This window comes from Herbidospora sp. NBRC 101105, assembly GCF_030269205.1.
In the GTDB taxonomy this organism is placed as follows: Bacteria; Actinomycetota; Actinomycetes; order Streptosporangiales; family Streptosporangiaceae; genus Herbidospora; species Herbidospora solisilvae.
This window is the reverse complement of record NZ_BSSX01000008.1, coordinates 260,929-286,188: the sequence shown is the minus strand read 5'-3', so window position 1 is coordinate 286,188 and position 25,260 is coordinate 260,929. Positions and strand designations below refer to the sequence as shown.

At 70.7% G+C, this 25,260-nt stretch carries 16 protein-coding genes; 8 read left to right on the top strand and 8 right to left on the bottom strand.

Annotation, left to right across the window (positions count from 1 at the left end; all coding sequences use genetic code 11):
- Positions 1–30 precede the first annotated feature (30 nt).
- The 6 genes from QSK34_RS30995 to QSK34_RS30970 form a co-directional block, all read right to left on the bottom strand.
- A complete protein-coding gene (locus tag QSK34_RS30995; protein ID WP_285589296.1) occupies positions 31–3,330 on the bottom strand; it encodes a PQQ-dependent sugar dehydrogenase in 3,300 nt (1,099 codons plus the stop codon).
- A 124-nt stretch (positions 3,331–3,454) separates the two neighbouring features.
- Entirely contained in the window at positions 3,455–4,627 is a 1,173-nt protein-coding gene (locus tag QSK34_RS30990; protein ID WP_285589294.1) for a sugar phosphate isomerase/epimerase family protein, read from the bottom strand.
- Between the two features lie 1,295 nt (positions 4,628–5,922).
- Positions 5,923–6,285: a DUF8711 family protein gene (locus tag QSK34_RS30985; protein ID WP_285589292.1), complete on the bottom strand. Its 363-nt coding sequence runs from the start codon at positions 6,283–6,285 to the stop codon at positions 5,923–5,925.
- 111 nt (positions 6,286–6,396) lie between these two features.
- On the bottom strand, positions 6,397–6,822 hold the full coding sequence (mscL, locus tag QSK34_RS30980) for a large conductance mechanosensitive channel protein MscL (RefSeq protein WP_285589290.1): 426 nt from the start codon (positions 6,820–6,822) through the stop codon (positions 6,397–6,399).
- Positions 6,823–8,057: 1,235 nt separating this feature from the next.
- Complete coding sequence (locus tag QSK34_RS30975) at positions 8,058–9,497, bottom strand: serine/threonine-protein kinase (protein WP_285589287.1); 1,440 nt, start codon at positions 9,495–9,497, stop codon at positions 8,058–8,060.
- Positions 9,484–10,488, bottom strand: coding sequence for a LacI family DNA-binding transcriptional regulator (locus QSK34_RS30970; RefSeq protein WP_030451054.1), 1,005 nt, complete (start codon positions 10,486–10,488; stop codon positions 9,484–9,486). The genes QSK34_RS30975 and QSK34_RS30970 overlap by 14 nt, the downstream gene beginning before the upstream one ends.
- Positions 10,489–10,774: 286 nt before the next feature.
- Here QSK34_RS30970 and QSK34_RS30965 point away from each other — a divergent pair, with 286 nt between their 5' ends.
- Positions 10,775–11,452, top strand: a complete 678-nt coding sequence (locus QSK34_RS30965) for a DUF305 domain-containing protein (RefSeq protein WP_285589281.1) — start codon at positions 10,775–10,777, stop codon at positions 11,450–11,452.
- Between the two features lie 226 nt (positions 11,453–11,678).
- Here the strand turns inward: QSK34_RS30965 and QSK34_RS30960 are convergent, their stop codons facing one another.
- A complete protein-coding gene (locus QSK34_RS30960; RefSeq protein WP_285589278.1) occupies positions 11,679–12,260 on the bottom strand; it encodes a hypothetical protein in 582 nt (193 codons plus the stop codon).
- Positions 12,261–12,313: 53 nt separating this feature from the next.
- Here QSK34_RS30960 and QSK34_RS30955 point away from each other — a divergent pair, with 53 nt between their 5' ends.
- The 4 genes from QSK34_RS30955 (at position 12,314) to QSK34_RS30940 (ending at position 18,137) form a co-directional block, all read left to right on the top strand.
- Positions 12,314–12,994 carry a response regulator transcription factor gene (locus tag QSK34_RS30955; RefSeq protein ID WP_285589276.1) on the top strand — a complete coding sequence of 227 codons (681 nt, stop codon included), beginning with the start codon at positions 12,314–12,316 and terminating at the stop codon, positions 12,992–12,994.
- Positions 12,994–14,277 carry a sensor histidine kinase gene (locus QSK34_RS30950; protein WP_285589274.1) on the top strand — a complete coding sequence of 428 codons (1,284 nt, stop codon included), beginning with the start codon at positions 12,994–12,996 and terminating at the stop codon, positions 14,275–14,277. Before QSK34_RS30955 ends, QSK34_RS30950 begins: the two co-directional genes overlap by 1 nt.
- Before the next feature lie 24 nt (positions 14,278–14,301).
- Positions 14,302–17,376 carry an ATP-binding protein gene (locus QSK34_RS30945; protein ID WP_285589272.1) on the top strand — a complete coding sequence of 1,025 codons (3,075 nt, stop codon included), beginning with the start codon at positions 14,302–14,304 and terminating at the stop codon, positions 17,374–17,376.
- Between the two features lie 62 nt (positions 17,377–17,438).
- Positions 17,439–18,137 (top strand): oxygen-binding di-iron domain-containing protein, encoded by a 699-nt coding sequence (locus QSK34_RS30940; RefSeq protein ID WP_161481417.1) that lies wholly within the window; start codon positions 17,439–17,441, stop codon positions 18,135–18,137.
- Here QSK34_RS30940 and QSK34_RS30935 read toward each other — a convergent pair.
- A complete protein-coding gene (locus QSK34_RS30935; protein ID WP_285589270.1) occupies positions 18,134–19,048 on the bottom strand; it encodes an alpha/beta fold hydrolase in 915 nt (304 codons plus the stop codon). The two genes, QSK34_RS30940 and QSK34_RS30935, sit on opposite strands and share 4 nt — an antisense overlap.
- A gap of 147 nt (positions 19,049–19,195) precedes the next feature.
- Here QSK34_RS30935 and glgX point away from each other — a divergent pair, with 147 nt between their 5' ends.
- Genes glgX through treZ form a run of 3 tightly spaced genes read left to right on the top strand, consistent with a single transcriptional unit; the run spans position 19,196 to position 25,197 of the window.
- Positions 19,196–21,292 (top strand): glycogen debranching protein GlgX, encoded by a 2,097-nt coding sequence (glgX, locus tag QSK34_RS30930; protein WP_285589268.1) that lies wholly within the window; start codon positions 19,196–19,198, stop codon positions 21,290–21,292.
- Between the two features lie 38 nt (positions 21,293–21,330).
- Positions 21,331–23,511 (top strand): malto-oligosyltrehalose synthase, encoded by a 2,181-nt coding sequence (gene treY, locus QSK34_RS30925; protein ID WP_285589266.1) that lies wholly within the window; start codon positions 21,331–21,333, stop codon positions 23,509–23,511.
- 3 nt (positions 23,512–23,514) lie between these two features.
- Positions 23,515–25,197, top strand: a complete 1,683-nt coding sequence (gene treZ, locus QSK34_RS30920) for a malto-oligosyltrehalose trehalohydrolase (protein ID WP_285589264.1) — start codon at positions 23,515–23,517, stop codon at positions 25,195–25,197.
- Positions 25,198–25,260 lie beyond the last annotated feature (63 nt).

Sequence of the window (25,260 nt, the reverse complement as noted above, 5' to 3'; positions counted from 1 at the left end):
CCTCCCCACCTTCTTCCTGAGGGTTACGGACTAGATCTCGGAGAGGAGCTGGTTGGCGTCCCTTTCGAGGGCCGCGCGCAGTTCCGCGTCCTTGACGTAGTCACGCTGGGACAGCGTGCGGATGAAGCCGTTCAGCTCCGACCTGGCCGCGGACGGCTTGTTCAGGCTGAGGCTGTGCTGGGCGTCGCGCAGGTGGTTCAGCAGCGCCGTGGCGCCGTTGGCGGTGATCTTGCCGGCGTCGCGGAGCCTGGGGATCAGCGTCTCCAGGTCCTCGTACGAGGTCGTCACCGTGAACTTGACCTGGGCGGTCGCGGTGCGGCCGGCCTTGTCCTTCACCGTGCCGACGAGCGTGTGCTCGCCGAGCGACAACTTCCACAACTCGAACGGCTGGCCGGGGGTGACCGGGTCGCCGTCGATGGTGGCGGTCATGGTGTCGATCCCCGAGTGGGCGTCGGCGCCGGTCACCACGGGGGTGACGACGTCGGCCGTGCCGTACTCGGTGGCGGTGACGCCGGTGACGCCGGCGGTCGGGTTGGTCTTGTCGATCCGCACCGTGAGCGTGCCGACCGGGGAGACGTTGCCGCCCGAGTCGGTGGCCCGGTAGAGGAACGTGGTCACGCCCTCGGCGGTGATGTTGACCGGGTTGTTGGCGTTCTGCCAGGTCTGGCCGCCGTTGATGGAGTACTGGCGGCTGGAGACGGTGCCGTTGTCGGTCGCCGCGACGGTGACGCTGACGTTGCCGTCGTTCCACCCGTTGGCGTTCGGCGCCGGGTTCGGCGTCGCGGTCACGGTCGGGGCGGTGGTGTCGGCCACGCCGCCGCCGACGTAGGTGAACGAGTCCACCTCGACGCCGCCGGTGGAGGTGACGTAGAGCTGACCGGTGCCGGTCGGGGCGTTGGCGAGGGAGGTGGTGACCTCCTGCCAGCCGGCGCCGGCCGGGATGGTGGCGGTGGCGAACGGCGCGGCCGTGGCCGAGTTCCAGCGCAGCGACAGGGTGCCGGCGCCGGAGGCGCGGACCTTGACGCTGTTGATGCCGGCGAAGTTCACCGGGTCCCAGGCGATCGAGTCACCGGGGTCGAGCGAGGTGATCTTGCCGAGGCCCGAGGCGTTCGGGTCGTCGGTGTCGACCGCGCCGTTGATGATGTCGGCGTGCTCGGCCTGCTGGAGCTTGGGGTTGAGGATGATGCTGGCCTCGCCCAGCGCCGGCGGGAGGCCGTTGGCCCCGTTGTCCCGGTAGGAGATCACGATGACGCCGAAGATGTTCTCGGTCTCACCGTGCTCGGGGGCGTTGGCCGGGGTCGGCCAGGCACCGGTGCAGCCCGTGCCCAGGGTCTCCGGGTGGGCGTGGTTGTCGTGGCCGAGGCCGAAGTTCCACTGCATGCGGGAGCAGACCGCGTTCGGGCCGTCCTCGGCGTCGGTGGCCGAGAGGTTGAACGGGATGGCCTGGCCCCAGTCGAAGAAGCCGCCGTTGCCGGGGGTGTTGACGCTGACCACGGGAGCGGTGTTGCCGACGGAGATCTCGACCGAGGCCAGCGCCGACTTGCCACCCGAGTCGGTGACCCTGAGGCGGGCGAAGTAGAGGCCGTTGGTCGCGTAGGTGTGGCTGACCTGGACGCCGGTCTTGTCGAAGGTGCCGTCGCCGTCGACGTCCCACTCGTAGGTGAGGGCGCCCGGCTCGGTGTCCGTCGAGCCCGAGGCGTCGAAGTTCACGGTCAGCGGCGGCGCGCTGGCCGAGGCCTTGTCGACCTTGATCTTCGGCTGCGGGGTCTTGTTGTCGGCCGCGTAGTCGATCCGGTACAGACCGGAGTCGGGGTTGGCGCGGAAGAAGCCGTCGCCGTAGTCGAGGACGTAGAGCGCGCCGTCGGGGCCGAACTCGATGTCGATCGGGCTGTCGGTGATCGGCATGGCGGCCTGGGTCAGCGCCTTGTTCGGGAAGAACTGCTCGATCTTCGTGACCGGTCCGTCCGGGCCGGCCAGCGTGAAGGCCGCCAGGTAGTCCTGCGAGAACTCGGCGAAGAACGCCTTGCCGTCCCAGTACTGCGGGAACTTGTAGGGCGAGGGGTTCGCGGCGTCGTAGTGGTAGATCGGGCCGCCCATCGGGCCCTGGCCACCCTGCGGGTCGAAGTCCGTCAGACCCGCCCACTCGGCCGGCTGGTGGGTGTTGTTGTCGCCGTAGTACAGGTCGGCCGGGGTGGCCGGCGGAAGCTGCGCGATACCGGTGTTGTGCCGCGAGCCGCTGATCGGGCCGGCGGCGCAGTCGAAGAACTCACGCGGCGTGTTGGTCGCGAAGTTCCAGTTGTTGTAGTTGAAGTTGTTGCCCGTGCAGTACGGCCAGCCCGCGTTGATCGGCTTGTTCGTCGGGGTGGTGTTCCACTCGACGTAGCCCATCGGACCGCGGTCGGGGTTCGGCGCGCCGGCGTCGGGGCCGTAGTCGGCCCACGACAGGGTGCCGGTCGCCGGGTCGACGTCCAGGCGGAACGGGTTGCGCACGCCGGTCACGAAGACTTCCGGACGGGTCTTCTCCGTGCCGACCGGCCACAGGTTCCCGGCCGGGATCGTGTACGAGCCGTCGGCCTGGACCTTGATGCGCAGGATCTTGCCCCGCAGGTCGTTGCTGTTGCCGGCGCCGCGACGGGTGTCGTTGCCCGGGTTGACGCCGGGGGCGTCGTTGTTCGGGGCGTAGCCGTTGGCGCCCGGCGCGGAGGCCGGGGTGTTGTCGCCGGTACCGAGGTAGAGGTTGCCGTCGGCGTCCCAGTCGATGTCACCGGCGACGTGGCAGCACTGGCCGCGCTGGGTCTCGACCTTGATGATGACCTGCTCGGTCGACAGGTCGAGCTTCTCGCCGTCCCACTTGAACCGGGAGAGCTGGTTGTAGCCCTTCCACTGGTCCCAGTAGGCGTCGGTCTGGCCCGCCGGCAGCGTGTTGGGCGCCGAACCGGTCGGGGTGGTCGCGACGTAGGGCGGGTCCATCGTCCGCGGGGCGTAGTAGAGGTACACCCACTTGTTGGTCGCGAAGTCGGGGTCGAGCGCGACGGTCTGCAGACCGTCCTCGGAGTTGTTGTAGACCGGGATCGTGTTGACGATCTTGGTGATGCCGGTCGACGGGTCGGTCAGGCGGAGGTCGCCGGTCCGGGCCGTGTGCAGGACACGCAGGTCCGGGAGCACGGCCATGTCGACGGGCTCGCCGACGTTCTTGGTGAGGGTGATCTTCTCGTAGTTCGACCAGGTGACGGCGGGGTCGTCGGCGGCCTGCGCCGGGGCGCCGAGCATGCCTAACGGAAGCGCCAGGGCGGTCACGAGGACCCCCAGCGCCCTTCGGGTACGCTGCATGGAAGGTACTTCTCCTTGGACGAGGAGTATTGATGACCGGACCGCCGTGCCCGCCGGGGCAACGGCGGATCCGCGCGGCGGTCCGGTGGAGAACAGGGCTGCGAAGTCTGTTTGCGGCAGGCGGTTACTCGTAGTACCGGTCTTCGCGCATGTCGGCCCAGTTGTTCCAGCTCAGCTGGGCGAGCCCGAGAGACTGCGCCGGGTCGGCGCCGTTGGGGGCGTTGTCCTGCTCGTACATCGGGTGGTGCTTGTCGCGGATCTTGACCCGCTCGAAGAACTCCCGGTAGTTGATGTTGCCGGTGCCCAGCGGGACCATGTCGTAGCCGTTGGGGATCGCCGGGTTGATCTTGCCGTCCTTGATGTGGAACAGCGGGTAGCGCTTCTGGTTCTCCCGGATCAGGGTGAACGGGTCGAAGATGTCCTGCACCACGGTGCCGTCGGCGGCGGTGTAGTTGCTGAACTTGTACTGGGCGACGTGGGCCCAGAACAGGTCCATCTCCAGGAAGACCAGGTGCTTGTCGGTCTGGCTGAGGAAGTACTCGAGCTTGCGGATGCCGGACGAACGGGTCGGCCGGCCCAGGGCGTCGAGCGGCCCGCTGTCGAGCAGGAAGTTGTAGGCGGCGTCGTGGTTGTGGGTGTAGAGCTTCAGACCGGCGGCGGTCGCCAGCTCGCCCAGGGCGTGCCACTTGGCGATGGCGACGTCCCAGTCGGCCTTGTAGTTGCTGCCGGTCGGGTCGCTGCCCGTGCCGACGTGCTGCATGCCGAGGATGTTGGCGATCTCCAGCGTGCGCTTCCACCGGTCGAGGTCGGCGGTGCTGAGCGGCCAGGAGCCGGGGATGAAGCCGTGGTTGCCCTGCGCCCGCAGGCCGTTGGCGTCGAGCCACGACCGCAGTAACGTCGCGCCGGCGACCGACTCGAGGTTGTTGCCGCCCTCGGAGTTGGCGTGCTGGGTGTAGCCGGCGAACTCGATCTGCTTGTAGCCGATCGCCGCGAGGGCCGCGAAGACCTCCTTGAAGCCCGAGGGGTGCGGGCTCGCGTTCGGGTCACGGCTGATGGCGTCGCGGACGGTGTAGAGGATGATGCCCCGCTGCGAGGCGGGCACCAGGGCGCTCCGGTCGTCGGGCAGCGCCGTGGCGGCGGGGTCGGCCACGGGCACCTCCTCGGCCTGGGCGGTTCCGGGCAGGGCGAGCGGCAGCGCCGTGGCCGCGGCCACGCCGGTGGTCGCCGCCATGAACTGACGCCGGTTCAGCCCCAGGGTGCGGCGGAGGGAGTCTTGTTGGGCATGCGTGTCGCTCACGCTTACTCCTCTTCGGTGAGGGACGCGTGCGCCGATCACGTCTCTGTGACTCTGTGTCGACCCGCAGGCTGCCACCGCCCTTGAGCTGATCGATGACATTGTTACTACGGGATATGAGGGTGGTCAACGGGCCTGGGCCCGGGTTGTGATCCCCGGTCGGACCGTTCCCGAACCGTGTGGGAGCGTGTTCCCGCTGGCAGTCGCGGACAGTGCAACGTCACATGGGGCCCGGTGAGGCTAATTAATCTCGTCCATCGGCAGACTTCTGTTGACAAAAATCATAAGTCGCATCTATCGTCCCGAAACATGTAGGACATCTGTGGTTTCTCCTACAAAACGTCCGATGTATCCCGGGTGACGGTTCCTCCAGAACCGGGCTCCCGCAGTCCCCCCGCCATTCCGTCTCCTGGTGGATTCGGTTCGGTCCCTCCCGTCGTCGCGCCGAGTCGACGGGTCACCAGGGAATGCCACCCCGGCCTGGATCCCCAGCCTGACTGTCCGGAAAACACCGAGATCGCCGTACCGGTTTCATGGGTACGGCGATCTCGGGTTGACCTATGTGAAGCGTCCGACGACCCGCCGGCTGGTTGAATCGCCGGCCGGTCGTGCGGCCGGGATCTGCGCCTGCCGGAGTTTTGGCTGGTGGGGCCGCTTTTATTCGTTGCTGGACGAGCTCCTGCCGGTGCGCCTGGCTGGGGCCTTTTTGTTGGCGTTATCGACTGGGGCGGCCGATTCCCGGTTCGGGCGGCCTTGGGGCGTTCGAGGCGCCGCTGAATCTTTCGCGGCCTGTTCCCTCGCGGAGACATGCGCCCTTGCGGGGCCTTGGCGGTCCCGCCCTGTTTTATCGCGGTCCTTTGTGGGCCGGCGGTCGACGGCTCGACCCCTCATGCATCACCGTGTGGGCCTGGCGGTCCGGGCCCTTCGGCGGTTCGCCCTGTTCTTTCGCGGTCTTGTGTGCCTGTGGGGTCGGTCGAGGCCCGACTCCTTCGTGCACCCTTGGCATCGGTGCGCGCTTTGTGGCCTTGATGGTCCGGCCCGGCCCCTCGTGCATCCTCGGGGTGGTTCTCGCCGGCCCTTGGTGGTCCGGCGGTTCGACACCTCTTCTTGCGGGCCGCCCCATCGGTCCTGGGCCGCGCGTTCGTCCCTTGGCGTTGCGGGGTGGGGCTGCGCGGCCGGTTGGCGCCGGGGGCGGTGAGGGATTCGGACGACGGGCGGGGTTGTGGTGGGCGGAGCCGTAACGGAAAGAAGAATGTGCCCCGCCGGGCCGTCGTGGCGGCCCGGCGGTGTGGCCGGCGTCAGCCGCCGCAGGCGACGGCGAGTTCCTGGGTCGCCTCGGAGGTCTTCGTGGCGAACTCCGTGACCGCCGACGGGTTCGCCGGGTCGATCTTGAGGGTCGCCCACGTGTCGGCCATCTTGGTGAGCGACGACTTGAGGTCGCCGTCGGCCTTGTCGGCCAGGCCCTTCAGCTGGGTGGCGAGGGCCTGGGTCTCGCTGTTGATCCCGTCGAGGTTCCCGGCGGCCTGGCCGACCTTGGTGCTGTAGTCGGTGAACGCCTTCATGGCCTCGTTGCAGACCTCGGTCGTGCCGCCGCTGCACGCGGCGACGCCCATGAGAAGGGAGGTCGCACCGGCGACGAGGATGAGGCGAGCGGTCTTCATTGGGAGAGTGCCTTCCTAGTTGTCTTTGACGAGACGGGACACTAGGAGAGCCCACTTGCGGCGGCCTTTCACGCCGCTTACAACTTTTACGCCGCCCTTATGTATGAACTCTTACGCCGGCGGCCGCTCCGCCGCCGCCGGGGTCAGGTCGCTCGTGCAGAAGGCACACCTGCGGGCCTCGACCGGTACGTCGCTTAAACACTCCGGGCACTTCTTCTCCGTGGCGACCTTGTCCTTCTCGAACATGGCGATCAGGCGGGTCATGGGGGTGACCACCAGCCAGTAGACGACCGCCGCGATGATCAGGAAGCTCAACAGGGTGTTGAGGAAGTGACCGTAGGCGAAGTCGCTGCCGTTGACGGTGAACTTGAGCTGGCCGAAGCTCTGCCCCGCGCCGCCGGTGATGGCCTTGACCAGGGGAGTGATGAAGTCGGCGACCACGGCCTGGACGAGCCCGCCGAACGCGGCGCCGATGACCACGGCGACCGCCAGCTCCACGATGTTGCCGCGGAGGAGGAACTTTTTGAATCCGCTCATGGGCCCGCAGGCTACCCAATGAAAGGCGCAGAATCCGTACGAAAGATTCGGCAGGCTTGCGGGAAGGTGAAGGGTGGGTCCGGCAACCGAGGCGATACGGGCAGGAAACACATGCTTATTCTGGGAGCGCTCCCATTGACGGGAGCGCTCCCACGGGATATCGCGGGTTTTGCGCGGAGGAATCGCGGATCGTGCGGACACGTGCGGGGGCCCGCACGATCTGGCTTTACTCTGCCGGGTCAGGACGCAGGTCCGCCAGCGGGCGTTCCACAGAGTGGACTCCGCGGGGTTTTGGCGCATGGCCCGGCGGATGGGCGGCCGGTGATTGGTCGCGGCTTTTCGCGGGGCGGGGGAATGGCCCGCCCGCCCTGGGGGTCGAGCATCTCGTGTGGGGCTGACACTTTCTGAGAGCACGGCAACGGGATGGGGAAGACGGGGCTCTGCCGCCTCTTCTCCGTGCTTCCACGTCGGCGCGGAAGGTGAGGCGTTTGTTCTGCGCCGCGGGCCGTGAGACGGACGTCCAAGTTGTGCGAGGCCTCGGAGGTAGCGGTCGGCGCTGATCGGTTCGGTGACGAACTTGGCATCGCGCAGCCGGAGGCCCGTCTCCTGGCGGACGAGTTCAGACCGCGTCCACGACGCGGCCCTCGGCGGTTCCGCCTGCTTGGTTGCACGGTGGAGGGGCGAAGGTTTGTCTGCCTCGGCGTCCTGTGAGCGGATGCCCAAGCTGCGGGAGGCGAGGCCTGGTCCGCGTGCGTGGTCGCACGGTGGAGGGGTGAAGGTATGTCTGTCTCGGCATGTGTGAGCGGATGCCCAAGCCGTGGGTATTGGGCCGGTCTTGTCACATAGGGCATTGTGCTTGGGGGTGCCGTTACTTGGCCTTCTCCGCCATGACGTACAGCGTCGGCACCAGGACGAGCGTCAGACCGGCACCGTGCCCACCCGGCCGCGCGGGAAATGCTCGGCCGCCGTATCCGGCCGGTTCTTGGGCGCGGGGCCTTCGTTCAGCATTGGGACACCGTTCTCAGCAGGCCTTTCGGCGCATGGAGTCTGCCCGAACGCCTGGAGGGCGCAAGCCCTCGCTATCGGGTGTCCGGTGTCGCAATACCGGCTCTGAAGCAGCGAGTCACTCCGCTTGGAGACGACTGCCGCCTGTCCCAGGCGCTCACTCAGGCGGTCGGGACATGCGTGAGGTCCCGCTCTGGGCCAGACGCAAGCCAGTCCGAGGAGGGTCGCTCTCAGGTGCCCTTCGCGGCGAAGGCCGCGGACAGGCGGTCGAGGGCTCTTTCCAGGCGGGACTTGAAGGCCGGGGTGAGGACCTCTTCCCTCAGGCGGTCGTCGAGTTTCCTGCGCAGGTTGCCGATCGCGTTCGCGTCGTCGTTGGCGATCATGTTGCGCAGTTCCAGCCGCAGGTCGTCGGCCGCGTAGCCGATGATGTGGCCCGACTTGTCGCCCTCGGCCACCAGGCGGTCGAACTCCGCCGCCGCCGCCTTCACGGTCGGGACGCCGGGGGCGGGGCTGGCCAGCGGGATGGGGCCCAGCGTCGAACCGGGACGCGGGGTCGGCCGGGGCGGCGGGCTCGTCGGCGGGTGCTCGGGCTCGTCTTCCGCGATCGGCGGTGAGCCCGCGTCGGTCGCCCTGGGCTCGGCCGTCTCGGGGGCCGGGTCCATGACGGGGACGCTGTGGTCGGCGGGGGTGCGGGCGGTGGCCTGGCTGGTGGGGGTCACGCTCAGGCTGATGTCGGCGGCCAGGCCGGCCGGGGTGCCCGGCTGCTGGACGAGCAGGATGCCGAGCGCCAGCACCCCGGCCACGGCCGCGCCCCACTTCACCCAGCCGGGCTCGCGTTCGGCCTCGCCGGGCATCAGGGCGGCGGCGACCTCCCGGGCGCTGGGGCGTTCTGTCGGGTCAGGCGACAGACACCGGCGGCAGAGGGCGGCGATCTCGGAGGGGAGGCCGGGCACGCCGTCGGGGACCGGGGGAGGGCCGTCGCGGCGGGCCTGTTCGATGCCCTCCCAGGTCGTCTCGGGATAGGGCGGCCGGCCCTTGAGCATCTCGTACAGGAGCACGCCCAGGGAGTAGACGTCGACCGCGGGTGCGGCGGGTAACTCCCTGAGGCGCTCGGGGGCCACGTAGGGCGGCGTGCCGAAGTCCTTGACCAGCTCGTCGTCGGCCTCGCCGGCGAACGCGGCGATGCCGAAGTCGAGGAGCTTGGCGCCCTCGGGGGTGAGCAGGACGTTCTCCGGCGTCACGTCCCGGTGCACGATGCCGCGTTCGTGGGCGGCGGCGAGCACCAGGGCCAGGCGGGCCGCTGTGGCGGCGGCCTCCTCCCAGGGGAGCGGACCCTCGGCCAGGCGGTCGGCCAGGGACCGGCCCTCCAGGAGGCGCATGACGACGTAGGCGGCCAGGCGTCCCCGGGGGGTCACCGTCTCGCCGTAGTCGTAGACCTCGATGGCGTCGGGGTGGATCAGCCGGGCCGTCGCCCTGGCCTCCCGGCGGATGAGTTCCCGGCCGGGGTTGTCGCCGTCGAGGGACGAGTCGAGCAGCTTGATGGCGACGGTCCGCTGGAGAGACTGGTCGAACGCCTTCCAGATGACCGACATGCCGCCCGTCGCTATCCGCTCCTGGAGCAGATAGCGACGGGTCAGGACATCGCCTTCGGCCAGCTCAGGTCGATTCACGGACGATCAGTTCCGTGGGCAGGACGGGGTTCCCCTTGGGCGCGTCGCCTTCGGCGAGCGCCATGAGGAGCATCCGGGCGGCCAGGGCCGCCTGTTCCTCTACGGGCTGGCGGACCGTGGTGAGCGTCGGCGAGGTGTGCCGGGCGATGGGGGCGTCGTCGAACCCGACCACCGCGACGTCGTCGGGCACCTTGCGCCCGGCCCGCCGCAGCGCCTGGATCGCGCCGGCCGCCATCACGTCGGACGCGGCGAACACCGCGTCCAGCCTGGGCGCGCGTTGCAGCAGCCATTGCATGGCGTGCGCGCCCGAGGCGTGGGTGAAGTCGCCGTACGCGACGGGCATGTCGGTGACCCCCGCGTCGCGGAGGGTCTCCCGGAACCCGTCGAGCCGGTCCCTGGCCGCCGGGAGAGTCGGCGGCCCCGCGATCGTGGCGATCACCCGCCGGTTGCCCAGCAGCAGGTGCTCGGCGGCCTGGCGGCCACCGTCGCGGTTGTCCATGTCGACGTAGGGGAGGTCCACGCCGTCCGGTGGACGCCCGGCGCTGCGCACCGGGATCCCCGAGGCGGCGAGCGTCACGGCGAGCGGGTGGCGGGCCCGCGCCCCGATCAGCAGCACCCCGTCGACTGCCCCCGCCACCAGTGGCGGAGCGGCGATCGCGGCGGTCGCCGGAGTGGCCGTCATGACCACGAGGGGTACCCCGTGGCCGGCGAAGACCTCTTCGGCGGCCGACAGCAGTCGTGCGTAGTACGGCTCGGTGAACAACCGAGGCGTCTGCTCACAGACCACTGCGGCGACGATCTGGTCCGTACGGCGCGCGGTGGAACCCCGGGGGGCTCTCCGGCGGACGTACCCCAGGCGCGACATGGCGTCGTGGACCTGTCGCCTGGTGCTTGTTGTCACTCTGACCGAGCCCGTCAGGACTCGGGAAGCGGTTGCCGGGGAGACGCCAGCAGCGGCGGCTACCTCTGCGAGGGTGGGAAGATCGGCCATCCGGTCTCCTCAGGCCCGAAGTGTGTTACGCGGCGGCTTGGGAGCGCTCCCAAGAACGTATCACTGTTTCGTGCGTGTCAACAGAGGTTTCAAGTGGATGAAACCTTTCATCGATTTTCTGCCCACTTGCGCATGATCGCAGGTTAGAACACGTGCTCCGGAAGCGCACCATGGTTTGACCGAAAGAGTTAGGAGAGTTCGGCGAGAGGCATGATTTGGCCGGTCTGTGGCCCTTCGCCCTTTGGCTGAACACTCCCTTATGTGGGTTTCGGTAGGGTCTCGCCCCATGACGACCTTCCGCCGGATCGCCCTGCCCGCCGTCGCGGCCATGGCCCTGATCTCCGGGTGCTCCGCCGAGAGCGGCACCGACGCCACGCCTTCCCCGGCCGCCGCTTCCTCCTCCCCGGCCGCCATCCCCACCGTGACGGCGTCGCAGGAGACCCAGGAGCCACCGGCGACCGAGGCGGCCGCGGAACCGACGGCCACCGAGGAGCCCGCGGTCGTCGCCGACGCCGCGCCCAACGAGACGGACAAGACCTTCGCCGCGACGTTGATCACCCACAACCTCCAGGCCTACGACCTGACCGGGCTGGCCGCGACCGCCGCAGGGGACCAGTGGGTGCGCGACTTCGCCGCCGAGATCCGGGCGGCGCGGGAGCCCGAGGTGGCGACGTTGAAGAGCTGGTTGTCGGAGTGGGCGGTGGAACCGCTGGAGCGCGGGAAGCCGATGCCGGGGCTGATCTCGGACAAGGAGATGGCCGATCTGGCCGGGTCGGCGGGGGCGGCCTTCGACGAGCGGTTCGTAGCGTTGATGATCAAGCACCAGAAGGGCGCGCTGGCCCTGGCCGAGGAGGAGACGGCCGGCGGCGAGTACGGGCCGGGGATCCAGATGGCCAACGCGATCATCGAATCAGGTCAGAAGCACCTGAAGGAGCTGCAGAGGTATCAGAAGTTGCTCAAGTAGCACTTCCGGCTGAAGAGGGCGGCCCGGCCGCCCTTTTTTCGTGCGGTGGAGAAGCTCTGTCAGGTACGCGGCGTCGGCCCGCCTCCGGGGGTGCTCGACAGGCGCTTCATCCCGAATCGAACGCGAGATGACGCCTCGGGGCGCCGACGACCGTGCACTCGATCGCGACGCGGGGGACCGTCGGCTTACGAAGCCCGGGATTCATCCGTGAGTAGCCGGTTCGCCGCTACCTCTCGTAGGTGTCGAGCCTCGGTGGCAGTGCGTTCCATGTGCAGAAGGCCGACGACTCCTGGTTGTCCTTCAGGAAGGTGATCCGCAACCAGTACGGCTCCGTCCACGTCTTGAGCTCCCAGCCCTCCGCCGGTGTGGCCGACACGATCCGGCAGTCGGTCTCGCCGACGGCCACCGTGGCCCGGCCGCCCTTGAGGGTGAAGGTGTGCAGCCTCTCCTCCGTGACCGGTGAAGGCGCGGGGGCCGGGACGGGGTCCCGCGCCGGGGTGCTGGTCGTCCGGGTGGGCGTCGGGCGGCTGCTGGCGGCGGGCTTCCTCTTGGGCCGGGGAGCCGGGGTCGCCGCGGGGGCGGCGGAAGAGGGCACGGCGACCGGGGTGGGCGTCGGCTCGTCCTCCGGCGCGGGGGGAAGGTCGCGCTGGGCTCCCGAGACCAGGTTCGGGGCCGCGACCACCAGCGGGGTCAGCGGCTCTCCTTCGCCGAGGGCGGTCCGCAGGACGCCGCTCACGCCGAACCAGGCCACTCCGACGGCGAGGGCGGTGGCCCCGCACCACGCCACGATGTACCCGATCGCCCGCATATGGCGGCATTATCCCCTAAAGACCATTGGTACGTGTCGTAACGTGTGGGGCCATGGCGACGGTTCTGGTGGTGGAGGACGACGAGTTCGTCCGGTCGGCGATCATCCGCGATCTGGCGGGCCGCAGCCACGCCGTGCGCAGTGCGGGTGGCGCGCTCGACGCGCTGCGCGACATCGCGCACTTCCCGCCCGACGTGGTCGTGCTCGACCTGGGCTTACCCGACCTCGACGGCGCCGAGGCGCTGAAGATGTTGCGGGCCATCTCGAACGTGCCGGTCATCATCGCCACGGCCCGCGACGACGAGGCCGAGATCGTGCGGCTGCTGCGGGACGGGGCGGACGACTATCTCGTCAAGCCGTTCTCCGGCGACCATCTCAACGCGCGCATCGAGGCGGTGCTGCGGCGGGCGCGGACCGTCCCGGCGACGGCGGCGATCCGGATCGGCGGGCTGACCGTCGACCCGGCGCGGCGTGAGGCGGCGCTCGACGGCAGGCCGCTGGAGCTGACCCGCCGGGAGTTCGACCTGCTGGCCTATCTGGGGGCGCGGCCCGACCGGGTCGTCTCCCGGAAGGAACTGCTGACCGAGGTGTGGCGGCAGTCCTACGGCGACGACCAGACGATCGACGTGCACCTGTCGTGGTTGCGGCGCAAGCTCGGGGAGAGCGCGTCGAGTCCCCGCTACCTCCACACGGTGCGGGGCGTCGGAGTGCGTCTCAGCGCCCCGGGCGTCTAGTGCGCAGGAGCCTGGCGCTCGTCGCCGTCGCCGTGACGGCCATGGTCGCGCTCGCGTTCCTGGTCCCGCTGGCCGCAGCCGTCAAGCAGGCCGCCGAGAGCCGGGCGCTCAACGACGCCGAACGCCAGGCCAGCATGATCGTCCCGGCGCTCGTCGTCACCACCGACCCGGGCCGCCTCGAACCGGCGCTGGCCAGCACCGCCGCCGGGGGCGCGAGCCGGCTGGCCGTCCACCTCGACGGCGTCTCGGTCGGCGTCTCGCGGGTCGGCGGCGTCGACCTCGCCACCGCGCGGGCGCAGACCATCAGGGTCGCGGGCGGGTTCGCGGTGCTCCGCCCGGTCGCGCTCGACCGGGGGAGAAGCGCGGTCATCGAGGTGTACGTCCCCGACGCCGCCCTCAGCGAGGGGGTCGCGGCCTCCTGGGCGGTCCTCACCGGGGTGGCCGTCGCGCTGGTCGCGGGCTCGGTGGTCGTGGCCGACCGGCTCGGGTCGCGGATGGTGAAGGCGACCCGGTCGCTGGGCGAGGCCGCGGGCGCGCTCGGCGCCGGAGACCTGTCGGTCCGCATCACCCCGGCCGGGCCGCCCGAGCTGGTCGCCGCCGGGCAGGCCTTCAACACCATGGCCGACCAGGTCGCCGGGCTGCTCGCGGCCGAGCGGGAACTCGCCGCCGACCTGTCCCACCGGCTGCGCACCCCGCTCACCGCCCTGCGCCTGCACGTCGGCACCCACGGCCCGGCCGCCGAGCAGGTCGACCGGCTCGAGCGCGAGGTCGACGCCATCATCGAGACCGCGCGCCGGCCCTCCCGCCCGGTGCAGGGCTGCGACGCCGCCGCGGTGCTGAAGGAGCGGCTGGCCTTCTGGTCGGCGCTTGCGGAGGACCAGGCCAGGCCCTGGGATCTGTACGGCACCGAGGAGCCCGCCAAGGTCCCCGTCGCGGCGGCCGACCTGAGCGCGGTCATCGACGCCACCCTCGGCAACGTGTTCCGGCACACCCCCGAACGGACCGCCTTCACCGTCACCCTCCACCAGGGGTCGGGCATGGTGGGCATCCTCGTCGCCGACGCCGGGCCGGGCATCGACGATCCGGCGGGCGCGCTGAAGCGCGGCCACAGCGGCGCGGGGTCGACCGGTCTCGGGCTCGACATCGCCCGCCGGCTGGCCGAGTCGACGGGCGGCCACCTCAAGGTCGACCGGTCGCCGCTGGGCGGCGCGGCCATCCAGATCTGGTTGCGTACGACCGGTCCGCGACCGGCACGCCGGTTGTTGCGCAGAGCCGGACATTAGCCCTTTTTTCGGTAGCATCCCCCAATGGAATTCCGGGTGCTCGGGCCCATCACGGTGATCGGCGCGGACGGCGCCGCCCTTGACATCGGACCGCTCCAACAGCGTTCGGTGCTGGCGCTCTGCCTGCTGGCCTCACCCCGTCCGGTGACCGTGACGCGCATCATCGACGCCCTGTGGGACGAGGAGCCGCCGGCCAGCGCGGTCAACACCGTCCAGGCGTACATCTCCAAGCTGCGGCGGGTGCTCGAACCGGGCCGGTCGCGCCGGGGGGCCGCGGCCGTGCTGGTGGGGCGGGCCGGCGGCTACGCCCTCGACATCGCCGACGGCGACGTCGACCTGCGCCGGGTGGCCGGGCGGGTCGACGAGGGGCGGCGGCTGCTCGCGGCCGGAGACGCCGGGAAGGCGGCCCGGGAGTTCCGGCTGGCCCTCAGCGAGTGGCGCGGCGACGCGCTGACCGGGTTCGAGAACCTCCCCTGGGCGCGTGAGGAGCGCGTCGCGCTCGACGAGCTGCGGCTGACCGTCGTCGAGGAGGCCAACGAGGCCGACCTCGCGCTCGGCCGGGGTTCGGAGCTGGTGCCGGAGCTGGTGCGGCTGGTGGCGGCGTACCCGACGAGGGAACGGGTCAGAAGACACGCCGCGCACGCCCTCTACCAGGCCGGACGCCAGGCCGACGCGCTCGCCCTGCTCGCCGAGGGGCGGCGGCTGCTCGTCGACGAGCTCGGCCTCGACCCCGAGCCGCGCACCCGCGAGCTGGAGGCGCGCATCCTCGCGCAGGACGCCGCGCTCGCCCCGTCGGTCCCAGTACGCCTGGTCGCGCCGCCCCCGGAGGCGGAGATCCTGGGCCGCTCGGCCGAGCTGGCCCGGCTGGCCGCCGCCGTCGAGGCGCCGGGGCACCGGATCGTGCTGGTCGCCGGGGAGCCCGGCATCGGCAAGACGAGCCTGGTGGAGGCCGCCGCCCACCGGGCGACCGGCGCGCGGGCGGTCGTCGGGCGGTGCTGGGACGGCGGCGCCGCGCCGCCGTTCTGGCCGTGGGTGACGGCGCTGCGCGAACTGACCGGCCGCGACGGCGAACTCGCCGAGATCACCGCCGCCACCGGCGAGTTCCCCATGTACGAGGCCGTCGCCCGCCTGGTCAACGCGGCCGGCCCGGCGGTGGTCGTGCTCGACGACCTCCAGTGGGCCGACGCCGCCTCGTTGCGCCTGCTCGACTTCCTGGCCACCACCCGGTCGTGCCCGGGGCTGACCGTGCTGGCGACCTACCGGGACACCGAGGTCGGCGAGCCGCTGGCCCGCGCGCTGGCGGCGCTGCGCCGCCTGCCCCACGTCGAGGGCGTGACCCTGGGCGGGCTGCCCGAGGACGCGGTGGCCGAGTACCTGGCCCGCTCCGGCGGCGACCCGCTGCGCGCCGGGGTGGAGCTGCGCCGGACCGGCGGCAACCCCTTCTTCCTCGGCCTGGGCGACTCCCCGGGCGCGATGGCCGAGGTGCTGCGCGGACGCCTGGCCGCCCTGCCGCCGGGGGCCCACGACGTGCTGAGCGCCGCCGCGCTGATCGGCCGGGAGACCGAGCTGGGCGTGCTGCTCGACGTGCTCGACCTGCCCCAGGATCAGGTGCTCGACGTGCTCGACGCGGCGGTCCAGGCCCGGCTGCTGACCGAGCGGTCGCTGACCTACTCGTTCAGCCACGACATCGTGCGCGACGTGCTGCGCGACGGCCTGGCCCCGCTGCGCCGCCGCCGGATGCACGCCCGGGTCGCGGCCGTGCTGGAGGGCCGGGGCACCCAGCCGGGGGAGCTGGCCTACCACTACCGCGAGGGCCTGGTCATCTCGGGGATGGCGGCCAAGGCCATCACCTACGCCCGCGCCGCCGCCCGGCACGCCGCCGGCCAGTTCGCCCACGAGGACGCCGCCGTCCACCTGGAGCACGCCGTGGCCCTCACGGGCCAGCTGCCCGTCACCGACCTGGCGCTCCGGTGCGACCTGCTGATCGAGCTGGCCGAGGCGCTGACCGTGGCGGGGCTCAACTCCCGCGTCCACCCGGTTCTGGACGAGGCCGTCGCGGTCGCCGACGAGCTGGGCGACGGCGAACGCCTCGCCCGCGCGGCGCTGGGCTTCTCCGACCCGCTGGTCTGGGCCATGTACGAGGAGCTGAACGCCACCGCCGTCCTGGTCGAGCGGATCGACCGGGCCCTGAGCGGGGCGGGCGCGCGCTGGCGCTCCATGCTGCTGTCGGCCTCGGCGATCATCGGCGCCTTCACCCGCCCGATGGACGCCAGCCGAGCGCTGGCAGCCCAGGCCATCGAGGAGGCCGCCGACGACCGCTCGCTGCTGCGGGCGCTGAGCGCGGCCGAACTCCTCTCGCGGGGCGTCGCCCCCGTCGAGGAGCGCGCGGCGCTGCTGGCCCGCATGCGCGGCGTCGGCGTCGACCTGGTCGACGAGTGGCTGGTCCAGGAGGCCTGGTACGTCGAGCTGTTCACCCAGGGACGCTTCGACGAGGGCCGGCCGATCCTCGACTGGTTGCGCCGGACCGCCGCGGAGCTGCGCCGTCCCGCCCTCGTGGGCCTGGCGGCCTGGCAGGCGGCGATCAGGGCCTACATGCTCGGAGACCTGGCCGGGGCCGAGGCCGAGGCGGCGGAGGCCGCCCGCGCCCACCCGGAGGGCGGCCGGGGCCCGAAGTCACGCGCCGACCTGATGCGCGCCCTGCGGCTGCGCGCCGAGGGCGACTCGGCGGCGGCCCTGGAGATCGAGCACCGGGAGCAGATGTGGACGGTCCTGCGCTGCGCCCTCCTGCTCGACGTCGGCCGGGAGGAGGAGTCGAGGGAGATCTTCGCCGCCCTGTCGCGCGACGGCTTCGCCGTGATGGTCGGCGACCTCGCCTACCGGATCGTGCCCGACCTGCTCACCGAGCTCATCGTGGCCTTCGACGACCGGGAGGCGGCGCGGGCCCTCTACCCCCATCTGGAGGTCTGCGCCGGGCGTGTGCTCGGCTGGGCGGTGGCCGACCGCTGCCTGGCCCGCCTGGCCGACGTGCTGGGCCGTGACTCCTCCGCGCTGCGTAAATCGGCCGAGGAGTTCGCCCGGAGGGCCGGCATGCCGCACTGAGCGGCCCGGCGGCCAAGTGCCCGGCAAGAAACGGCCAAGCCGGAGCCGCGACGCTGGACCGCATGCTCGAACCGCATCGCATCGCCCCCGACACCGTGCTGGTCCCACGCCTCGTCCCGGCCGCCGACGGGTTCGGCTTCGTCAACACCATGGTGATCACGGGCCGGGAGCCGGTGCTGGTGGACACCGGCTCGGCCGTCCACCGCGACCAGTGGCGCGAGGACGTGTTCTCCGTGGTCGACCCGGCGGACGTCCGCTGGATCTTCGTCAGCCACGACGACGCCGACCACGTGGGCAACCTGACCGCCGCACTGGAGACCTGCCCCCGCGCCACCTTGGTGACCGGCCGCCTGCGCCACCCGCCGCTCGACCCGCGCCGCCGGATCCGCCACATCCGCGACGGCGAGGCCTGGACGGTCGCCGGCCGCACGTTGACGGCCGTCCGCCCGCCCCTCTTCGACGCCTCCGCCACCCTGGGCCTCTACGACGGCCGCACCGGCGTCTACTGGTCGGCCGACTGCTTCGGCGCGGTGGTGCCCCACCCCACGGCCGACGCCGCCGACCTGCCCGCCGACGAGCACCTGGAGGCGGTCGACCGCTTCGCGACCGGCCTGAGCCCCTGGCGGGCCTGGCTCGACCCGGTGGTCTTCGGCGGGTACCTCGACCAGCTCGCCGCCATGGAGGTGACCGCCCTCGCGACGGCCCACGGCCCGACGATCACCGGGCGGCGGGTCAGGCTCGCCTTCGACGTGCTGCGCTAGCTGCCGCTGGAGGTCTCCGGGGGGAAGGTGTGGCCGGTCCGGAGGAACTCGCGCCACTTCTCCTGGTCGTATCTCTGGGGGTGGGTCGCCTTGACGAAGTCGACGACGGTCTCGACGAAGCGCTCGGGCTGGTCGTGGTGGGGGAAGTGGCCGGTCTGGGGGAAGACGGCCAGCCGGCTGCCGGGCATGGCCTGGTGGGCGACGGTCGCGTGGGTGGCCGGGATCACCGTGTCGTTGGCGCCCCAGATGATCAGGGTGGGCATGCCGGCCGTCAGGTAGCAGCGGTCGAGCATGGTGATCACCTGGCCGCGCATGTCGACGCCCGCCCGCAGCGTGCGCATGAACGCCTGACGGGCCGTCATGCTGGTCAGCCCCTGGTAGCGGGCCAGCACGTGGTCGAAGTCGGGGCCCATCCGCAGGCCCCGCTTCAGCAGCGGCGCGGCGAGGCGGACCAGCCGCTGGACCGGGGCCGAGGTGGCGACGGCCAGGCCGGTCTCGGCGGCGAGCGGGCCGGTGGCCAGGCGGAGCAGGGGATGGACCTCGCGGCCGACGCCGCCGCTGCTCACCAGGACCATGCGCTCGCAGCGTTCGGGGAACTGGTAGGCGAACTGCATCGCGATGCCGCCGCCGAGGGAGTGGCCGACCACGGTCACCTCGTCCACGCCCAGCACGCCGAGCAGGTCGCGCATGCCGCAGGCGTAGGCGGCCACCGAGTAGTCGGCGCGGGGGCGGTCGGACTCGCCGTGGCCGAGGAGGTCGGGGGCGATCACGGTGTGGTGCTCGGCCAGCATGTCGATGACGGGCTTCCACGTCTCGGAGCTGTCGGCGATGCCGTGGATCAGCAGCAGAGGCGGTCCCGCCCCGGCTATCCGGTAGGCCCGCCTGTACCCGTGGACTTCAAGGAAGCGCACCTCGCTACTGTCCATACAAGATTGTTCTGCCAGGTTGTTGCTGGTTTGTAACGCGTCCGTTTCTCCACGAAACCGAGGTTTTCCCGGCCCGTGGGAGTAACTCGCGATATGCGGGCAAAGAGAGTTCCCGCGATGGAGCATATGAAGATGCGAGAGATCTGGCCGGGGGATCCCTATCCCCTCGGCGCGACATATGACGGCGCGGGCACCAACTTCGCGCTCTTCTCCGAGGTCGCCGACCGGGTGGACCTCTGCCTGTTCGACGACGAGGGCAACGAGGAGTGCGTGACCCTCTCCGAGGTGGAGGGCCACGTCTGGCACTGCTACCTGCCGGGCATCCAGCCGGGGCAGCGCTACGGCTACCGCGTCCACGGCCCCTACGACCCCAAGCAGGGGCTGCGCTGCAACCCGCGCAAACTCCTGATCGACCCCTACGCCAAGGCCATCGAAGGCGCCGTGACCTGGGACCAGGCGGTCTACGGCTACACCTTCGGCGACCCGGGCAGCCGCGACGACAGCGACTCGGCCCCCTACGTGCCGCGCAGCATCGTCATCAACCCGTTCTTCGGCTGGGGGCACGACCGGCCGCCGCAGACGCCCTACCACGACACGGTCATCTACGAGGCCCACGTCAAGGGCCTGACGATCCGGCACCCGGGGGTGCCCGACCGGATCAAGGGCAGCTACGCCGCCATCGGCCACCCGGCGATCATCGACCACCTGACCTCACTGGGGGTCACGGCGATCGAGCTCATGCCGATCCACCAGTTCGTCACCGACCACATCCTCGAGAAGCGCGGCCTGTCCAACTACTGGGGCTACAACACCATCGGGTTCTTCGCCCCCCACAACGCCTACTCCTCCTCGGGGCAGCGCGGCGGGCAGGTGCTCGAGTTCAAGGCCATGGTCAAGGCCCTCCACGAGGCCGGCATCGAGGTCATCCTCGACGTCGTCTACAACCACACGGCCGAGGGCAACCACCTCGGGCCGACGCTCAGCATGCGGGGCATCGACAACGCCAACTACTACCGGCTGGTCGAGAGCGACAACCGCTACTACATGGACACCACGGGCACCGGCAACAGCCTGCTCATGCGGTCGCCCCACGCGCTGCAGCTGATCATGGACTCGCTGCGCTACTGGGTGACCGAGATGCACGTCGACGGGTTCCGGTTCGACCTGGCCTCGTCGCTGGCCCGGGAGCTGCACGACGTCGACCGGCTGTCGGCCTTCTTCGACCTCGTCCAGCAGGACCCGGTGTTGTCGCAGGTCAAGCTGATCGCCGAGCCCTGGGACGTCGGTCCCGGCGGCTACCAGGTCGGCAACTTCCCGGCCCGCTGGACCGAGTGGAACGGGCAGTACCGCGACACCATCCGCGACGTCTGGCGGGGCGAGCCCGCCCGGCTGCCCGAGTTCGCCTCCCGGCTCACCGGGTCGAGCGACCTCTACCAGCTCGACTCCCGCCGCCCGGCGGCCTCGATCAACTTCGTCACGTGCCACGACGGGTTCACGCTGGAGGACCTGGTCTCGTACAACGACAAGCACAACGAGGCCAACGGCGAGGAGAACCGCGACGGCGCGAACGACAACCGGTCGTGGAACTGCGGGGTCGAGGGCCCCGCGACCGGGCCGGTCGCGCAGCTCCGCGAGCAGCAGAAGCGCAACTTCCTGGCCACGCTGTTCCTGTCGCAGGGTGTGCCGATGCTCTCGCACGGCGACGAGCTCGGCCGCACGCAGGGCGGCAACAACAACGCCTACTGCCAGGACAACGAGATCGCCTGGGTCGACTGGACCGAGAACTGGTTGTTCCTCGACTTCACCCGGCGGGTCTCCAAGTTGCGCCGCGAACACCCCGTGTTCCGGCGGCGGCGGTTCTTCTACGGCCGTCCGGTCCGGGGCTCCGGCGACTCGCTCTCGGACATCGCGTGGCTGACCCCCTCGGGCACCGAGATGACCGACCAGGACTGGAACAACGGCTACGCCAAGGCGCTGGCGGTGTTCCTGAACGGCGAGGCGATCACCGAGCCCGACAGCCGTGGCCGGCGGATCGTCGACGACTCGTTCCTGCTGCTCTTCAACGCCCACTACGAGGCGATCGAGTTCACCATCCCCGACGACTACGGCGAGATGTGGGAGACCGAGCTCGACACGGCCATGCCGATCGCGACCGGCACCCGGATGTGCCGGGCCGGTGAGGCGGTGCCCGTCGCGGGACGATCCGTGCGGGTTCTGCGACGCTTGTGACGTTTCTGCCCGCTGAGGAGCGGGGTAAGGGGCCAATCGTGACGTCGACCTACCGTGTCCAGCTCACGCCTGAATTCGGCTTCGGCGAGCTGTCCGAGCTGACCGGTTACCTGCGCCGTCTCGGCGTCGGCGGCCTCTACCTGTCGCCGACGCTCCAGGCGGTCGCCGGTTCGCAACACGGCTACGACGTCACCGACCACTCGCGCGTGCGCGCGGAGTTCGGCGGCGTCGACGGCCTGCGGAAGCTGGCCGGGCAGGGGTTCCGGATCGTCGCCGACATCGTGCCCAACCACATGACGGTGCCGGTGCCCGAGTCGGGCAACGCCCAGCTCTGGTCGGTGCTGCGGCTCGGGCCCGAGTCGCCGTACGCCGCCTGGTTCGACCTGACCTTCCCGGTGGCGCTGCCGGTGCTGGGCGAGAACCCCGAGTTCACGGTCGACGGCGACGTGCTGCGTTACTGGGACCACGAGTTCCCCCTGCGGCCCGGCACCGAGGGGTTGCCGCTCGACGAACTGCTCGCGGCCCAGCACTACCGGCTCGTGCCGTGGACCGAACCGCCGGGCTACCGGCGGTTCTTCGACGTCTCGTCGCTGATCGGCCTCAGGGTCGAGGACAACGAGGTGTTCGAGGCCACCCACCGGGTCACCCTCGACCTGATCGACGAAGGGGTGATCGACGGGCTGCGGGTCGACCACCCCGACGGCCTGGCCGATCCACGCGGCTACCTGCGGCGGCTCCGGGACTTCACCGACGTGCCGGTCTGGGTGGAGAAGATCGTCATCGGCCGCGAGCGGCTGCCCGCCGACTGGCCCTGCGAGGGCACCACCGGCTACGAGGCGCTCAACGCGATCACCCGGTTGTTCGTCGACCCGGCCGGCGCCGACAAGCTGATCACAACCTTCACCCAGCGCACCGGCGTCTCCGCCGACTACGACGCGGTCCGCTACGAGGCGAAGAAGCACGTGTTGTCGCTGTTCTTCAAGGGCGAGGTCGACCGGCTCGAAAGCGCCCTGGGGGAGCCGGGCCTGCGCGACGCGCTCGTCGAGATGCTGGCCGCGATGCCCGTCTACCGCGCCTACGTGAACCCCGGCGAGCCCCCGTCGGCCGAGGCGGTCCGGATCATCGAGACGGCCGCCGCCGAGGCGGGCCGCCGCACCGACCCCGGCGCCGTCGCCCGGGTCGCCCACCAGGTCCTGTACGGCCCCGCCGAGGCCGTGACCCGCTTCCAGCAGACCTGCGGCCCGGTCATGGCGAAGGGCGTCGAGGACACCGCCCTCTACCGCTGGTTCCCGCTGGCCTGCCTCAACGAGGTCGGCGGCGAGCCCGACCACTTCGCGGTCACCCCGGAGGAGTTCCACGCCTTCTGCGCCGTGATGACCCCCACGACCATGACGACCCTGTCGACCCACGACACCAAGCGGTCGGAGGACGTGCGGGCCCGGCTGGCCGTGTTGTCGGAGCTGCCCGACGTGTGGGCCGACGCGGTCGAGTCGTGGAGCGGCCAGGTCAGGTTCGACCCGGCCCTCGACTACCTGGCCTGGCAGTCGCTGATGGCGGCCTGGCCGATCGACGTCGACAGGTTCACGAACTACCTGCTCAAGGCGGCCCGCGAGGCGAAGACCTCGATCTCGTGGATCAAACCCGACCCGGTCTACGAGGCCGGGCTGCGCGACTTCTGCCGCAAGGCCGTCGAGGTCTGCGGCTTCTCTGTGGCCTCCTTCACCGCCGTGGTCGACCGCTACGCCCGCGCCAACTCGCTGGGCCAGAAGGTCGTGCAGCTGCTGATGCCGGGCGTGCCCGACCTCTACCAGGGCAACGAGACCACCGACTTCTCCCTCGTCGACCCCGACAACCGCAGGCCGGTCGACTACGGTTTCCGCCGCGCCCTGCTGGACGACCCCGACGACACCTGGGACGGGCAGAAACTCCAGACGGTGACCGCCTGCCTACGTGTGAGAAAACGGTTCACGGCGGATGAACCCTATGTTCCGATCGAGGCGGGGCGTAACGCCGTCGCCTTCGCGCGCGGTGACAAGGCGGTGGCCGTGGCGACGCGGCTGCCCGCCGCACTGGAGCGGCGTGGCGGGTTCGGCGGCGACACGATCATGTTGCCGCCCGGCCGATGGAGGTGCCTGCTGACCGGGGCCGAACACACCGGCCGGGTGCCCCTGGCCCACCTGCTCTCCCGTTTCCCCGTCGCCGTCCTGGAAGGCAGCTGAAACATGTTCGAGGTGTGGGCCCCCACGGCAGAACGGGTCGAGATCGAGAGCGACGGCGACCGCCGCGACCTGACGGCCGACGGCGAGTGGTGGCGCGGCCCCGACCTGCCCCACGGCACCGACTACACCCTGTACGTCGACGGCGAGGGGCCCTTCCCCGACCCGCGCACCCTCCGCCAGCCCTACGGCGTCGAAGGGCCGAGCCGGGCCTACGACCACGACCACTTCCTGTGGGGCGACCAGAACTGGCGCGGCCGCGACCTGCGCGGCTCGGTGATCTACGAGCTGCACATCGGCACGTTCACCCCGGCGGGCACCTTCGAGGCCGCCGTGGCCAAGCTCGACCACCTGATCGACCTGGGCGTCGACTTCATCGAGATCATGCCGGTGGCGCCCGTACCGGGGAAGCGGAACTGGGGCTACGACGGCGTCGACCTGTGGGCGGTGCGGGAGGACTACGGCGGCCCCGACGGGCTGAAGACCCTCGTCGACGCCTGCCACCGGAACGGCATCGGCGTCATCCTCGACGTCGTCTACAACCACCTGGGCCCGTCGGGCAACTACCTCGGCAAATTCGGGCCCTATTTACACGACTACAAGGGCTCCTACTGGGGCGACGCGGTCAACCTCGACGGGCCGCGCTCCGACGAGGTGCGGCGCTACTTCATCGGCAACGCCCTCCAGTGGCTGCGCGACTACCACATCGACGGTTTGCGGCTCGACGCCGTGCACGCCCTGCACGACAAGCGCGCCGTCCACTTCCTGGAGGAGCTGGCCGTCGAGGTCGAGCTGCTGTCGGCCATCCAGGGCCGCCCGCTGACGCTGATCGCCGAGTCCGACCTCAACGACCCCGGGCTGATCACCCGCTACGGCCTGCACGCCACCTGGAACGACGACGTCCACCACGCCGTCCACGCCAACGTGACCGGGGAGACCCACGCCTACTACGCCGACTTCGGCGGCCCCGCCTCGTTGGCCAAGGTGCTGACCTCGGCCTACTTCCACGACGGGTCGTTCTCGTCGTTCCGTGGCCGGTCCCACGGCCGCCCGGCGACCGGGCTGCCCGGATGGCGGTTCGTGGTGTGCGCGCAGAACCACGACCAGATCGGCAACCGCCCGGCCGGCGACCGGATGACCGTCGACCAGCTGTGGGTGGCGTCGGGGCTCGTGCTGACCTCGCCCTTTACTCCGATGCTCTTCATGGGCGAGGAATGGGGCGCCTCGACGCCGTTCTATTTCTTCACCGACCATTTCGACCCGGCCCTTTCCTCGACCGAGGGAGAACGCCGGGAAAAGGAGTTCGTCGATTTCGGATACGACTGGAAGGCCCCCGATCCGCAGGACGAACTGACGTTCCGGCGCTCGAAACTCGACTGGGCCGAGAACACCGAAGAGGAACACGCCGCCCTGCTCGGCTGGTATCGCGACCTGATCGCATTGCGCAAGTCCCACCCCGATCTGGCCGACCCCCGGTTCGAGCTGGTCAAGGTCGACTACGACGCCGACCGCCACTGGGTGGTGATCGAGCGCGGCTCGATCCGCGTCGCGGCCAACCTGGGGGAGACCTCGGTGCCGATCCGGGTGCCCGCGGGCCGGATCCTGCTGGCCTCCGACGAGGCGATCATCCTGACCGGCCAGGACCTCTACCTGCCGCCGCTGTCACTGGCGATCATCCAGGTCTCCTGAGAAAGTTGGCGTCACAGAGTCGAACGTCAGTACGATTCCTGAGCGGTCTGGGCCTGGGTTATG